14 protein-coding genes and 1 pseudogene are annotated in these 13,618 nt (G+C 35.7%); 9 read left to right on the top strand and 6 right to left on the bottom strand.

Translation table 11 applies throughout. From position 1 onward, the window contains the following. Window positions 1–329, top strand: a 329-nt coding sequence (locus L950_RS29690) for a hypothetical protein (protein ID WP_031287136.1), incomplete at its 5' end; no start/stop codon positions are given. Between the two features lie 174 nt (window positions 330–503). Here L950_RS29690 and lgt read toward each other — a convergent pair. After that, a complete protein-coding gene (gene lgt / locus L950_RS07995) occupies window positions 504–1,328 on the bottom strand; it encodes a prolipoprotein diacylglyceryl transferase (RefSeq protein WP_031287135.1) in 825 nt (274 codons plus the stop codon). Between the two features lie 189 nt (window positions 1,329–1,517). Between lgt and L950_RS07990 the strand changes: the two genes are divergently transcribed. From L950_RS07990 to L950_RS07980, 3 genes and pseudogenes are all read left to right on the top strand, one after another. Next, window positions 1,518–2,633 carry a M42 family metallopeptidase gene (locus L950_RS07990; RefSeq protein WP_021188226.1) on the top strand — a complete coding sequence of 372 codons (1,116 nt, stop codon included), beginning with the start codon at window positions 1,518–1,520 and terminating at the stop codon, window positions 2,631–2,633. Window positions 2,634–2,670: 37 nt separating this feature from the next. Continuing rightward, window positions 2,671–3,000 carry a DUF3467 domain-containing protein gene (locus L950_RS07985; RefSeq protein WP_021188225.1) on the top strand — a complete coding sequence of 110 codons (330 nt, stop codon included), beginning with the start codon at window positions 2,671–2,673 and terminating at the stop codon, window positions 2,998–3,000. A gap of 142 nt (window positions 3,001–3,142) precedes the next feature. Further along, window positions 3,143–4,650 (top strand): annotated as a pseudogene (locus L950_RS07980) (GNAT family N-acetyltransferase). A 61-nt stretch (window positions 4,651–4,711) separates the two neighbouring features. Here the strand turns inward: L950_RS07980 and L950_RS07975 are convergent. Together L950_RS07975 and L950_RS07970 are read right to left on the bottom strand one after the other, a co-directional pair. After that, window positions 4,712–5,161, bottom strand: a complete 450-nt coding sequence (locus tag L950_RS07975) for a cold-shock protein (RefSeq protein WP_021188224.1) — start codon at window positions 5,159–5,161, stop codon at window positions 4,712–4,714. A gap of 214 nt (window positions 5,162–5,375) precedes the next feature. Next, entirely contained in the window at window positions 5,376–5,942 is a 567-nt protein-coding gene (locus L950_RS07970) for a YqgE/AlgH family protein (RefSeq protein WP_021188223.1), read from the bottom strand. A 129-nt stretch (window positions 5,943–6,071) separates the two neighbouring features. On the opposite strand from L950_RS07970, the gene pdxH reads away from it, so the two are divergent. The 5 genes from pdxH (at window position 6,072) to ruvB (ending at window position 10,449) form a co-directional block, all read left to right on the top strand. Next, window positions 6,072–6,725 (top strand): pyridoxamine 5'-phosphate oxidase, encoded by a 654-nt coding sequence (pdxH, locus tag L950_RS07965; RefSeq protein WP_021188222.1) that lies wholly within the window; start codon window positions 6,072–6,074, stop codon window positions 6,723–6,725. Window positions 6,726–6,728: 3 nt separating this feature from the next. After that, window positions 6,729–7,220, top strand: coding sequence for an NADH-quinone oxidoreductase subunit C (locus L950_RS07960; protein ID WP_021188221.1), 492 nt, complete (start codon window positions 6,729–6,731; stop codon window positions 7,218–7,220). A gap of 24 nt (window positions 7,221–7,244) precedes the next feature. Continuing rightward, a complete protein-coding gene (locus L950_RS07955) occupies window positions 7,245–8,441 on the top strand; it encodes an NADH-quinone oxidoreductase subunit D (protein ID WP_021188220.1) in 1,197 nt (398 codons plus the stop codon). A gap of 238 nt (window positions 8,442–8,679) precedes the next feature. Next, entirely contained in the window at window positions 8,680–9,405 is a 726-nt protein-coding gene (locus L950_RS07950) for a polyprenol monophosphomannose synthase (RefSeq protein WP_021188219.1), read from the top strand. A 21-nt stretch (window positions 9,406–9,426) separates the two neighbouring features. After that, window positions 9,427–10,449 carry a Holliday junction branch migration DNA helicase RuvB gene (ruvB, locus tag L950_RS07945; protein WP_021188218.1) on the top strand — a complete coding sequence of 341 codons (1,023 nt, stop codon included), beginning with the start codon at window positions 9,427–9,429 and terminating at the stop codon, window positions 10,447–10,449. Window positions 10,450–10,556: 107 nt separating this feature from the next. Here the strand turns inward: ruvB and L950_RS07940 are convergent, their stop codons facing one another. Genes L950_RS07940 through L950_RS07930 form a run of 3 tightly spaced genes read right to left on the bottom strand, consistent with a single transcriptional unit; the run spans window position 10,557 to window position 13,597 of the window. Further along, window positions 10,557–10,790, bottom strand: a complete 234-nt coding sequence (locus L950_RS07940) for a hypothetical protein (RefSeq protein WP_021188217.1) — start codon at window positions 10,788–10,790, stop codon at window positions 10,557–10,559. An 11-nt stretch (window positions 10,791–10,801) separates the two neighbouring features. Further along, window positions 10,802–11,107 (bottom strand): hypothetical protein, encoded by a 306-nt coding sequence (locus tag L950_RS07935; protein ID WP_021188216.1) that lies wholly within the window; start codon window positions 11,105–11,107, stop codon window positions 10,802–10,804. A gap of 3 nt (window positions 11,108–11,110) precedes the next feature. After that, window positions 11,111–13,597 (bottom strand): S9 family peptidase, encoded by a 2,487-nt coding sequence (locus tag L950_RS07930; RefSeq protein ID WP_021188215.1) that lies wholly within the window; start codon window positions 13,595–13,597, stop codon window positions 11,111–11,113. Window positions 13,598–13,618: the final 21 nt, after the last annotated feature.

The following is a 13,618-nucleotide window of genomic DNA, read 5'->3' as shown; positions in this document are numbered from 1 at the left end:
GTAATTATAAACATTTTGTAGATACTGTATTTTATAGTATCGAGATCAACGAAGTGATCGAAAGGCGTAAGTGCCGAGCAACAGGGAAAGTAAGGTTCAACGGTGCCGCTGAAGCGACTTTCTTTATTCATTGGCTAAAATGGAGGATTCGGAAATGGCTGAAAAATCCTGTGCGACGAAAGCACCGAAATAAAGGTTTCGGTGCGAAAACTGCAACTCCACGATACGTATATCACTGTGAATTTTGTGAAGGCTACCACATTACAAAGGAGCATCCATATGATTATCAACAGAAAAAAGAAAAATATCATGGAAAATATTTCGAATAAATGAATGTAAAATCGTCATAAAAAAATGATGAGGGTATATTGGAATCCATTTTGTAGTTTTCCTTTTGGGAATTATACAAAAAAACCAAATAATAATTTTAAATTATTTCACATAAAAAAAGCTTAGCACATCATATGCTAAGCTTTTTTATATCAATCTTAAAGATCCTCTAATTAACGTTTTATTTCTTTAGGCTTTCTAAAGATAAAATATAAGCCACCTATTATGAAAGGAATACTTAAAAGCTGTCCCATATTCAAAGCCATTCCTTGTTCAAATGCTTCCTGGTCAATTTTGAAACTTTCGAGGTAAAGTCGAGCAGAAAAAAGTAAGACAAAAAAGAGTCCCATTAATGCACCAGGTTTTTGCAACTTTTTATTTTTGAATAAGTAAACAATAATAAAGAAGATAATGATATAGGCAATAGCTTCATAAAGTTGTCCTGGGTGACGAGGCACTTGATCTACATGATCAAAAACAATCGCCCATGGCTTATCGGTAGGTGTACCAATAATCTCCGAATTGAAAAAGTTACCCAAACGGATGAAGGCTCCTGCAATTGGTACAACCACTACAAGGCGGTCTGCCAGCCAAAGAAAGTTTGTTTTCGTTTTTCTGCAGAATAAGTATAATGCAACCAATATACCAATTGCGCCACCATGACTCGCTAAACCTGCAAATCCGGTCATTTGAAATTGACCATTTACAAATTTAAATGGTAACACCATTTCCCATAAATGATCTTTATAATAATCAAATTCATAAAATAGACAATGTCCTAATCTAGCGCCAATTAAAGTTCCTAGAAAGATATAAATACTCAATTGATCCAATAATTCTTGACTCTTATTTTCATTTCTGAATATTTTAAGCATGATCATATACGATACCGCAAATGCCGCTAACCAGCATAAAGCATAGTAACGAAGACCAAAAGTGCCAATTTTAAATATTTCAGGATCTAAATTCCAATGTATGACGCTGAATAAATTCTCCATATTGTCTATTAATTTTTTTACAAGCGTAAATATAATGTTTAAAATCATTTTCAGCTCATGATTGCATCGGAATAAAGCTAAAAAAGTAAGAAAAGTGCCCAATATGGGCACAGATGAAATAAATTCAATTTTTACTTTTGTGGTTACTATAATTTTTCATAATTTGACATCGGAAATAAAATTAGGAGCATGGCAGACAAGAAGAAGAAAGAAAATAAACATATTTCAATAGTAACAAAGGACTCGATTTCTTTTTTTGAAAAATATATTAATAATCCGTCACCAACTGGATTTGAATGGGAGGGACAGCGCTTATGGTTAGATTATTTAAAGCCATATGTGGACGAAACATTCACGGATAACTATGGTACTGCTGTAGGAGTTATCAACCCAGAAGCTGACTATAAAGTTGTTATAGAAGCACATGCTGATGAGATCTCCTGGTTCGTTAACTATATCACGAAGGACGGTTTAATTTATGTGATTCGCAATGGTGGTTCCGACCACCAGATCGCACCATCTAAAAAAGTGAATATCCATACTGATAAAGGTATTGTAAAGGCGGTATTCGGTTGGCCAGCAATTCATACACGTTCAGGAGAGAAAGAAGAAGCACCTACATTAAAAAATATCTTTTTAGATTGTGGTTGTATTTCCAAAGACGAAGTAGAAGCTTTGGGTATTCATGTAGGTTGTGTTATTACTTATGAAGATGAGTTCAGCATCCTTAATGACCGCTATTATGTAGGTCGTGCTATGGACAACCGTGCTGGTGGTTTTATGATAGCTGAAGTAGCACGTTTACTCAAAGAAAATAAAAAGAAATTACCATTTGGTTTATATATCGTAAACTCTGTTCAAGAGGAAATCGGTCTACGTGGAGCTGAAATGATTGCACAGCGTATCAAACCTAATGTTGCGATCGTTACAGATGTGACACATGATACTCAGACTCCAATGATTAACAAGATTACGCAGGGTGATTTATCATCTGGAGGAGGACCTGTATTATCTTATGCTCCGGCAGTTCAGATTAATTTAAACAAATTATTGGTTCAGGTAGCAGAAAAAAATGCAATTCCTTTCCAACGTCAAGCATCATCACGTTCTACAGGTACCGATACCGATGCATTTGCATACAGTAATGGAGGTGTGCCATCTGCATTGATTTCATTACCTTTACGCTACATGCATACTACTGTAGAGATGGTGCACAAAGAAGATGTCGACAATGTCATCCGCCTGATCTATGAAACATTATTGAATATTGAAGCAGGACAGGACTTTAGAACTTTTAGCAAATAATAAGAATAATATATATTAAATACTTATAATAAATTTTATGGAAAATAATCAAAATCAAAACGAATTGAGTATCGAGTTGACAGAAGAAGTAGCAGAAGGAATCTACTCAAATCTAGCGATCATTACACATTCAAACACAGAGTTTGTGATTGACTTCGTACGTGTAATGCCAGGTGTGCCGAAAGCTAAAGTGAAATCTAGAATCGTTTTGACACCAGAACATGCTAAACGTTTGTTAGGTGCATTACAAGATAATGTTATTCGCTTTGACGCTATTGCTGCTGGAAACCAAACTGCTGATGCAGAAGTAATCGGTGGTGATCCAACTGTTGCGTTCCCATTTGGTGGAACAACTGGTCAAGCGTAATTTTTCGCATTGTAAAATGCAATAAATAAGCTTCTACAAAAGAGCTAAAGCCGTAGGTTTTAGCTCTTTTTCTTTTATATCGCATGAACTGTGCTTTTAGGCTTGAATTTTGTTTAAATTTAGATAACTAAAATTATATTATATGGATATTCAAGTCAGGAACTTGACGAAGAAAGATTATGTTGATTTGAGAAGGTCAATGACCGAAGCTTACCAGGGAGTAGGAGATGTCTGGACAAGAGAAAATATTGTCGATTTAATCGATATGTTTCCTGAAGGACAATTATGTGTAGAAATCGACGGTCATGTTGTAGCTTGCGCACTTTCCATCATTTTAAACTCAAAAAAAGTAATATATACGATAGTTATTATGAAATTATTGATGACGGAAAATTTTCAAAACATACCAGCGATGGCGACACGCTCTATGGTATAGAAGTCTTTGTACATCCAGATCATCGTGCATTAAGATTAGGAAGGCGCTTATATGATGCACGTAAAGAACTGTGTGAGCAGATGAATTTAAAATCTATCGTAGCAGGAGGAAGGATCCCCAATTATCACAATTATTCAGATAAAATGAGTCCAAGGACATATATTGAAAAAGTGAAACGTAAAGAAATTTTCGATCCAACGTTAACCTTTCAATTGTCCAATGATTTTCATGTCAAAAAGATATTGAAGCATTACCTTCCCGAAGATTCAGAATCGATGGAGTTTGCAACCCTATTGGAGTGGAATAATATCTATTACGAATCAGAAACACGTTCTATTTCTACCACCAAACAAACCATTCGATTAGGTTTAGTACAGTGGCAAATGCGTTTATTTGACAATATTGATGCTTTTTTTGATCAAATTGAATTTTTTGTTGATACCGTGAGCGATTATGGAACAGATTTTATTATGTTTCCAGAATTTTTCAATTCACCGTTAATGAGTCCGTATAATGAATTGCCTGAAAGGTTGGCAATGGAAAAACTAGCAGAGAAGACATCAGAAATTATTGATAAAATCCAACAATTTGCTGTTTCCTATAATGTCAATATCATTGCTGGCTCCATGCCCATTATGGAAAACAAGAAACTATATAATATATCTTACCTCTGTCACCGTAACGGTAAACTGGATTCATTTAAAAAGATTCACATTACTCCCAATGAAAGTAAATATTATGGAATGACCGGAGGTAATGAAGTGAAAGTATTTGATACAGATTGCGGGAAAGTAGGTTTGCTGATTTGTTATGATGTTGAGTTTCCAGAATTGAGCCGTATTCTAGCCGATCAAGGAATGCAGATCTTATTTGTACCCTTTATGACAGACACACAGAATGGCTACATCCGTGTTAGAACATGTGCACAGGCTCGCGCAATTGAGAATGAATGTTATGTGGCTATTGCCGGATCTGTAGGAAATTTACCTCGGGTCAATAATATGGATATCCAATATTCACAATCGGCCGTATTTACACCTTCGGATTTTGCCTTTCCAAATAATGCGATAAAAGCAGAGGCTACGCCAAACACCGAGATGGTGCTAATTGCAGATGTCGATTTATATGCACTTCGTGACCTGCATGAATATGGAACCGTCAAGGTGATGAAGGATCGACGAAAGGATCTTTATGAAGTAAAATTGTTAAAATAACGATATTAAAAAAGGGATTTAATGAATTAAATCCCTTTTTTAATATCGTTAACCTTGAATGTTATTTTTGCAATTTAACATTTACGGCATTCATACCTTTCAATCCTTTTTCAGTTTCAAAAGTTACTTTGTCGTTTTCTTTAACAGCATCAATCAGACCATTAACGTGGAAAAATATTTTATCCTGAGTCTTGAGATCACGAATGAAACCAAAACCTTTGTCTGTATTGTAAAAGTTCACAATACCAGATTTGATTAAATCCTCAGGGTTTGCTTCATATTTAGCAGTTGATATCGCGATATCTTCTACGTTAATTTTTGTTTTTTTTGTTGGATCAGGAGGAGTAGAAGTTATATTTCCATATTCATCGACATAAACAAACATTTCTTCTAAACTTTTACCTTTATCGGTATTGTTTTTTCGTTCTTCTTTCTTTTGTTCCTTATCTTGTTTCTTTTTTAACTTTTTCTTCTCTTTTTCTTTTTTGCTAAAACTTTCTGAACTACTCATTTATTTATTTAAAATTAATATTAAACCATATTAAACTACTCAATTTATAGCAGTTTAAGTAAACAAAAGTCAGCGCATTAAATAAATTCAAAGGTGAAAGCCATATCTCGAATTAAGATAAAATTGATATGTTTTAAAACGTAAGGACTCTGCTTAATGACACAAATATACTAAAAAATAGTGAATATTATATATTATTCATAAAAATTACAATTTAATTTAGACTAGGAGACTGCGGAAAATTAACCACATGAGCATACTTGGGTCCCAGACTCATAACAGATTGTTTCCAAAGTAGTTCTGTGTCTTTTTCAAACACCAATCCCGTTGAAAACTTGTTCTGTACAGCCCAGCTATTTTCCTTAATTTCTTTATCTAACTGCTCTGGTTGCCAGCCCGAATACCCTAAGAAAAACTTGACTTCATCTTCTTTTATCTTATGATCATTAATAAGTGAAAATAACAATTCTGGATCTCCGCCGAAATAGATATTTTCACGAATTTCGTCACCACTTAACAATAAGTCAAATCTTGAGTGGATAAAGAATACCTCATTTTGTGCTACAGGTCCACCAATATGTAGTGGAAATGTGCAATTCGCTATTTTTTCAACCAAATCACCAATACAGCCAACAACCTTATGATTTAGAATAAATCCTAAAGTACCTTCTTTTTCATTATGATTACACAATAAAATCACAGATCTTTCGAAGTGCGGGTCGAGCATAAAAGGTTCAGATATTAATAAACAGCCAGCCTTTGGGTCAAGTTCGTTAAACATTGCGATACATATTAGACTTATTATACAATAAAATTAATGCCAAAGTCATTTTGCAGATTAATTTATACTAGATTAGTCGATAAAAATAAGTGAATTTAGTATGTTTGTGACATACAAAAAATCAAAGTCATGGCAATCGAACATAAAGATATTGCCGCTATTCGACAAGATTATGCATTAGGTAATCTGTGTGAAAGCGAAGTAAGCAATGATCCTTTAGTGCAATTTGAAAGATGGTTTAACGAAGCTGTTCATAGTGAGGTTCTTGAACCCAATGCAATGGTCTTATCAACCGTAGGAGAGTTTTCCCTACCTTCTTCCAGAATTGTTTTGCTTAAAGATCTTAAAGAGAACGGTTTTAGTTTTTTTACAAATTTTAATAGCCGTAAAGGAACAGAAATGGATGCTAATCCTCATGTTGCCGTACTATTTTTCTGGCCAGAATTGCAACGTCAGGTACGTATTGAGGGATTGATAGAAAAATTACCAGTAGAAGACTCTGATGAATATTTTCAGTCAAGACCAAAAGGAAGCCGTATTGGCGCTATTGCTTCACCTCAAAGTGATACCATTCCAAACCGTACTTTTTTAGAAGAAAGAGTGGCAGGTCTAACAGAAGAATTTAAAGACCAGGAGCAAGTACCTCGTCCCGAATTTTGGGGAGGATACTTAATTAAACCACTATATATGGAGTTCTGGCAAGGGCGTTCAAGCCGCCTGCATGATCGGATTGCTTTTCAGAAAGTTTCAGATTCATGGAAAATAACCCGTTTAGCACCATAGTATATGAATATACAGGAAATTTCAAAATCAATAACTGCGCAGTTCGGGGAAGAGGCTATCGAAAAAATTGAGGAATCGGGTTTGCAGTCTGCTTTATTTGTTAATAAAGCATTTTTAGAACAAATCTGTTATTACCTGAGGGATCAAGAAGGCTTCTATTTTGATTTTTTAAATAATATTGCGGCAGTTGATTTAGGTGATGCTGGATTTTTGGTAACTTATCATATGACCTCTATACCATACCAACACACTTTGGTGTTAAAAGTTGCCGTTGCAAATGATCGTGATTTACAGCAATTACCCGAAGTACCATCATTAGCCGCAGTGTGGAAAACTGCAGATTGGCATGAAAGGGAAGCTTTTGATCTCATGGGTATATTTTTCACGAATCATCCTGATCTTAGACGTATTCTACTCCCTGATGACTGGGAAGGATACCCCTTAAGAAAGGATTATCAAGACCCTGAAAGTTATCATGGCATAGCAATTAAATAAAATAAGAACTGGATAACCAAAAATATGTCGCATACGAAGTATACTGCAGCTTTAGAAAAATACCAACAACATTTAGATAGCATTGGCTCTCAAGAAATGATTATTAATATGGGCCCGCAACATCCATCTACCCATGGCGTGCTTCGGCTTCAATTGATTACAGATGGAGAGCTTGTAAAAGAAGTCATTCCACATTTAGGCTATTTGCATCGCTGTTTTGATAAACATGCGGAATCAATGAATTATGGTAAAAGTATTCCATTTACAGATCGTCTGGATTATTTATCATCGATGAATAATAGCCATGCATTTGTAATGGGGGTAGAGCGCATGCTTGGTATCGACGATAAAATACCAAAAAGAGTTGAATATATACGTGTTCTGGTCTGCGAATTAAATAGAATAGCATCGCACTTAATTGGTATCGGTACCTATGGAATTGATATAGGTGCATTTACGCCGTTTATGTGGTGTTTTAGAGATCGGGAGCATATCATGAATATGCTTGAATGGGTATCCGGTTCACGCATGCTCTATAATTACATTTGGGTTGGAGGCTTATTTTACGATTTACCGGTAGGTTTTGAAGAAAGGTGTGCTGAATTTGTAACTTATTTTAAACCAAAATTGGTCGAACTCGATGAACTGTTGACCGAGAACCAGATTTTCATATCCCGAACAGCAAATATTGGTGTGTTGCCTGCAGATGTCGCGATCAATTATGGTGTTTCTGGTCCGATGTTAAGAGCTTCAGGAATCAAATGGGATCTGAGAAAAATTGACGGTTATTCTGTTTATCCAGAAATTGATTTCGAAATCCCTGTTGGAAAAGGAGAGATGGGAGCGCTCGGAGATTGCTGGGACCGATACAAAATCCGGGTCGATGAAGTAAAAGAATCTGTTAAGATTATCGAACAATGCTTGGAAAGACTATTAAAAGAATTTCCGCGTACAGATACATTTGACCCACGAGCACTTGTACCTAAAAAGGTGAATTTAAAAGCACAGGACTATTATGTAAGAGCAGAAAATCCGAAAGGTGAATTAGGATTTTACTTTGTAACACAAGAAAAGACAGACATTCCTAAGCGTGTGAAAGCAAGAGGTCCGAGTTTTAACAATCTTTCCGTTTTACCTGAATTAGGAAAAGGAACCTTAATTGCGGATCTGATCGCTATATTGGGTTCTATGGACATCGTATTAGGCGAAGTCGATCGCTAATCGCTGTATTTGTAATTTTTGTGTTATCAAGACGCATCAACCCGCAAATTAGTTTGGTTTACCATTCCTTTATCCTATATTTGTAGTCTCATAATTTAAGTTTATAATTGGTTAATAAAAGTCTGCTATTGCAAAATAGTGGACTTTTTATTTTGCAAAACACCTCATTATACCAATTAAACGCACGTCAAAATCCCAATAAAATTAGTAACTTTACCACACACAAAATGTTTTTAAAGTGGCCGATAGTTTAGTTATCATACCTACATATAACGAGAAAGAGAATATTGAAAAAATAATTCGCAAAGTATGCTCACTCTCAGTACCTTTTCATATTTTAATCGTTGATGATGGTTCTCCAGATGGGACTGCACAAATCGTAAAATCGCTTGAAGCGGAATTCAGAGGACGTTTGTTCATGGAGGAACGCAAAGGGAAATTAGGACTTGGCACTGCTTATATCCATGGTTTTAAATGGGCATTAGCACGAGAATATGAGTTTATTTTTGAAATGGACGCAGATTTTAGCCATAATCCAGAAGATCTAATTCGTTTAAGACAAAGTTGCTTAGATGGTGCAGATATGAGTATCGGATCTCGTTATATCAAAGGGGTCAATGTCGTTAATTGGCCGATGAATAGGGTTTTGATGTCCTATTTCGCATCTGTTTATGTACGGTTTATCACCGGAATCAATATCCAAGATGCTACAGCCGGTTTTGTGTGTTTTAGACGGAAAGTTCTTGAGCGTATACCGCTTGATAAAATTCGATTTGTGGGCTATGCCTTTCAGATAGAAATGAAATTTACGGCGATACAATATAAGTTTAATGTGGTCGAAGTACCGATTATTTTTACAGACCGGACAGAAGGTACTTCAAAAATGAGTACCAGTATTTTTAAAGAAGCTTTTTTTGGTGTTATTCAACTAAAGATTTCAAGTTGGACGCGAAAGTATAATTAAATTGAAGAAAGGAAAGCGTAAATGAATGAACACTTAGATCCAAATGCGGAAAACTTAAGTCATACAGACAGAGACATTGAACGTGTATTGCGACCTCAGGCTTTTGAGGACTTTACGGGACAGGAGAAAATTTTAGAGAATCTTAATATTTTTGTTAAGGCTGCAAAATTAAGAGGTGAGTCTTTGGATCATGTATTACTTCATGGCCCCCCAGGATTGGGTAAAACGACACTTTCCAATATTATCGCCAATGAGATGGGCGTAGGTATTAAAATTACTTCAGGACCCGTTCTGGATAAACCCGGTGACCTGGCGGGATTACTGACCAATCTGGAAGAGGGTGACGTCTTATTTATAGATGAAATCCACCGGTTAAGCCCGATTGTTGAAGAATACCTCTATTCAGCAATGGAAGACTTCAAGATCGATATCATGTTGGAGACCGGACCAAATGCACGATCTGTGCAAATATCGCTTAACCCATTCACCTTAATTGGAGCAACAACACGTTCAGGACTATTAACATCTCCATTACGTGCGCGATTTGGGATTAATGCGCGATTACAATATTACGACGTTAAGTTATTGACCACCATAGTACTGAGATCTGCAGATATCCTGAAAACACCCATTACAGATGAAGGTGCCTATGAAATTGCAAGAAGAAGCAGAGGAACACCGCGTATAGCCAATGCCCTGTTGAGAAGAACACGGGATTTTGCACAAATAAAAGGAACAGGTTCTATTGAGCGAGAGATAGCAAAATATGCACTTAATGCCCTAAACGTGGATGAAAATGGTTTAGATGAAATGGATAATCGTATTCTGACCACCATCATAGATAAATTTAAAGGAGGTCCTGTTGGTTTAAAAACCATTGCTACTGCCGTAGGAGAAGATGAAGGTACAATTGAAGAAGTTTATGAACCTTTTCTTATTCAAGAAGGTTATTTAATGCGAACTTCGAGAGGGAGAGAATGTACTGAAGCTGCTTTTAGACACCTAGGGCGAGCATATTCACATAAAGGTAATACACTATTTTAGTGCTAGAGTTATCTGAAAAATACTAATTAAATGCTATGATGATGGTGGACATCTCTTAAATCTTGAAGATAAGAGAGCGAAAGCAAGTCATAGCATTTTAGTTTAACCTATTTGATGTACTTTTTCAAAATTTTCAAACTCCTGCTTTTAATCGCTGGAGTAGGGTTTATTCTCAATAAATATTCGACCTGTGCATAAAGTTCTTCTTTAACCCACGCATATTTTTCACTCATTTGATCTAAAATATCCATGCAATTTGCAGCTACAGCAACCGGACAACTTGGATCAGTTAACCATTTGAAAGAGACGTCAATTATGCAATCATATTCTTCATCAGACAAGCGGATATGATTTACTTTGGAGAGGTGATGTACATTAATACCTTGCTATAACTTCTAGCGCAGCTCCAATTATTTAAATCTGTCAGATTTTTAATCAGCATTTGGTAGTTACGCTTGTCAAGCAAGGCTTTATCTTTTAAAACAATGGTCTCGAACATCCAGGCGCTTCTAAAGGCAAGTTGCTTATCCGCTTCATATGTGGACAGCGCCAAAAGATCAAGTAAAGATAATCCTTGTAAAATATCCAAAGAAAAATCCGCTACCTGATACTGAGTATAGATAGCGGAAAAAATTTCTAATTTTTGTTTTGTAATCATTGATTATCTACTCAACGGTATTTCTCTATTCATTTCAGTCATATTGACTTCTTCAATTTTTGAATCACCGATTAGGTATTCTGCAAAATAGTCACCCATTTTCCAGAAAAAATATTCTGTCATATCACCAAATCCGTGACGTTGACCAGGTAAAAGCAAGAAGTCAAAACGCTTATTTGCTTTGATTAAAGCGTTCACCATTCTAATAGAATTAGCCGGGTGTACATTATTATCAATATCACCAGTTGCAATCAGAAGCTTACCTTTAAGATTTTTTGCTAAGTCTGTATTTTTATCGATCTGATAAGCAAATGTAGTATCGCCTTTGGCACTAATTTTCTCCGTTACACCATGATGTCTTTCACTCCACCATCTGTTGTAGATGTTATTTTCATGATTTCCAGCACCAGAAACAGCTACTTTGAAGAAATCAGGATATACCAACATTGCTGCAGTTGACATAAATCCACCACCCGAATGTCCTGTAATACCAACACGGTTGATATCAATAAACTTGTAGCGGTCTGCCAATTGTTCAGCAGCGGCCTTTTTATCTTCCAATCCATAATCCCTTAAGTTACCATAGCCAAATGTATGGTACCATTGTGATCGAGCAGGATGACCACCACGGTTACCCACTGTAATGACAATCATGCCAAATTGTGCTAATCGGTCAATTCTATCCATGCTTCTACCAAAAGACTGATTTACAGCCTCCGTTTGTGGTCCAGGATAGATATATTCCACAATGGGATAAGTTCTGGTGCTATCAAAATCAAATGGTTTATACATAACACCATATAGATCAGTAATACCGTCACCAGCTTTTACTTTAAATGGTTGCGGAAACTTATAACCAGCAGCAAAAAGTAAAGATAGATCCGCCTTTTCTAAGGTCATTAATTTCTTACCATTTGTATGGTATAAAGCGATTTCTGGAATCGTATTTACCCTAGAAAAATTATTAACAAAGTAACGAGAACTTTCACTGACATCAACCTGATGATCAAAGTTTCCTGGGTTTAATAATTTTAGATTTCCACCATTAAAGCCCACACTGTAGTGATGTAAATAATACGGATCTTCATTTTTTTCTCGACCATTAGCCGTGAAATACAACGTTCTTGTTGCCATATCAGATCCTGTAATTTCTTCACAATTGAAAGATCCACTTGTCAACTGCTGTTTCAAATTACCTTGATTATCATACAGGTAAAAATGTCCCCAGCCATCACGTTGTGACCAATGGATAAACTCAGCACCATTATTAATTAATAAAGGCTTTTTGATATCCTGATAAACGTTAGATCTCTCTTCAACTAACACTTTAATTGAGCCGTCTATATTAACCTTAACCAAATCGATACGTTTCAAATCACGGCTAGAACGTGCGATGTAAAATGCCTCATTTGACCCTAACCAGTAATTGATAAAATAATCACCCTTGTAGCTATTTTTATCTGTGGTTTTAGACCAATTACTTATCGTTTGATTTTTAAAAGCATCAACTTTTATCTGTTTGTAAGTTTTATCAGAAGCCTTGAAGATGAACATTTGAGTTTCCGTAGAATCTACTTCACCTGGCATCTGGTATTTATAGGTCTCTAAAGTAGGACGTTTACTTCCTACGTTATTAATCACCCATAATGGGTTTAAACTTCTGTTATCTTTACGTGTAATAACAAAATGCTTACCATCAGGAGACCAGTTCATCCATACACGCTTGCGCTTCACAAGATCTTCATCTTTCTTATCGTCGCCTGTAGTGGTGCTATATTCATCACCCGCCCAAGCATAATATTGTACGCCATCTTTAGTGATCTGATGTTCTACAATTGTTGAATCTTTTTCATTCTTAACCGCTTTTTCATAATTGGCGCGATCCATCCAGTACAAATTAAAGTCCTTAGCAAAGTAGACGGTATTGGTATCAGGAGAGAAAGTTGCCCATGATAAAGGCTGTTTCTCTTTTGATTTATCGCTTAGCTCAATGACTTTCTGTGTTGCCAGATCATATTCCAGATAGAAAAGCTTCTTTTTTATCGTGTCAGTTTTCACTTTCAGCTTCTCAATCTCTTCTTTGGACTTTACTGTATCTTTCGTACTGGCAACCTCAAATCTGATTTTCTTCTCATCTTTTGTAAATCTTAAATTCTGAAGAGACAGATGTTGAGCATCAAATGGATTTTTTACAATCTTCGTAATTTGTGCCGCTAATTTTTCATTATCGAAAAGTGTTTCTTTTTTATTGGCAGCAGGATCCACTAGGTACCAGTTTTTTCCTTGAGGTGTAGTGAAATCGTACCAGAAGCGATCAGAAAAGTTTATCCAATTTGGTTTAACCGTAGTAGAAAAAATCATTTTCTTAAGCCTATCTGGCGAAAATTTTGACGCTAACAGGTAGTTTGCTTTAGGTGGTGAGGTTGATTCTTGGGCTGTAGCATAAAAACATGATAGCAACAGTCCTAAGAATAAGTAAATCTTATTCATTCTTTAGTTTTATGTGAAATT

It is taken from the genome of Sphingobacterium sp. IITKGP-BTPF85, from assembly GCF_001006065.1.
GTDB classification, from domain to species: domain Bacteria; phylum Bacteroidota; class Bacteroidia; order Sphingobacteriales; family Sphingobacteriaceae; genus Sphingobacterium; species Sphingobacterium anhuiense.
This window is presented reverse-complemented; position numbering and strand designations above follow the sequence as displayed.

What these genes read in the sequence shown, in the direction of transcription:
- lgt (WP_031287135.1), bottom strand. Translation starts at nt 1,328, where the DNA reads ATGGAGAATTTATTCAGCGTCATACATTGGAATTTAGATCCTGAAATA.
- L950_RS07990 (WP_021188226.1), top strand. Translation starts at nt 1,518, where the DNA reads ATGGCAGACAAGAAGAAGAAAGAAAATAAACATATTTCAATAGTAACA.
- L950_RS07985 (WP_021188225.1), top strand. Translation starts at nt 2,671, where the DNA reads ATGGAAAATAATCAAAATCAAAACGAATTGAGTATCGAGTTGACAGAA.
- L950_RS07975 (WP_021188224.1), bottom strand. Translation starts at nt 5,161, where the DNA reads ATGAGTAGTTCAGAAAGTTTTAGCAAAAAAGAAAAAGAGAAGAAAAAG.
- L950_RS07970 (WP_021188223.1), bottom strand. Translation starts at nt 5,942, where the DNA reads ATGTTTAACGAACTTGACCCAAAGGCTGGCTGTTTATTAATATCTGAA.
- pdxH (WP_021188222.1), top strand. Translation starts at nt 6,072, where the DNA reads ATGGCAATCGAACATAAAGATATTGCCGCTATTCGACAAGATTATGCA.
- L950_RS07960 (WP_021188221.1), top strand. Translation starts at nt 6,729, where the DNA reads ATGAATATACAGGAAATTTCAAAATCAATAACTGCGCAGTTCGGGGAA.
- L950_RS07955 (WP_021188220.1), top strand. Translation starts at nt 7,245, where the DNA reads ATGTCGCATACGAAGTATACTGCAGCTTTAGAAAAATACCAACAACAT.
- ruvB (WP_021188218.1), top strand. Translation starts at nt 9,427, where the DNA reads ATGAATGAACACTTAGATCCAAATGCGGAAAACTTAAGTCATACAGAC.
- L950_RS07935 (WP_021188216.1), bottom strand. Translation starts at nt 11,107, where the DNA reads ATGATTACAAAACAAAAATTAGAAATTTTTTCCGCTATCTATACTCAG.
- L950_RS07930 (WP_021188215.1), bottom strand. Translation starts at nt 13,597, where the DNA reads ATGAATAAGATTTACTTATTCTTAGGACTGTTGCTATCATGTTTTTAT.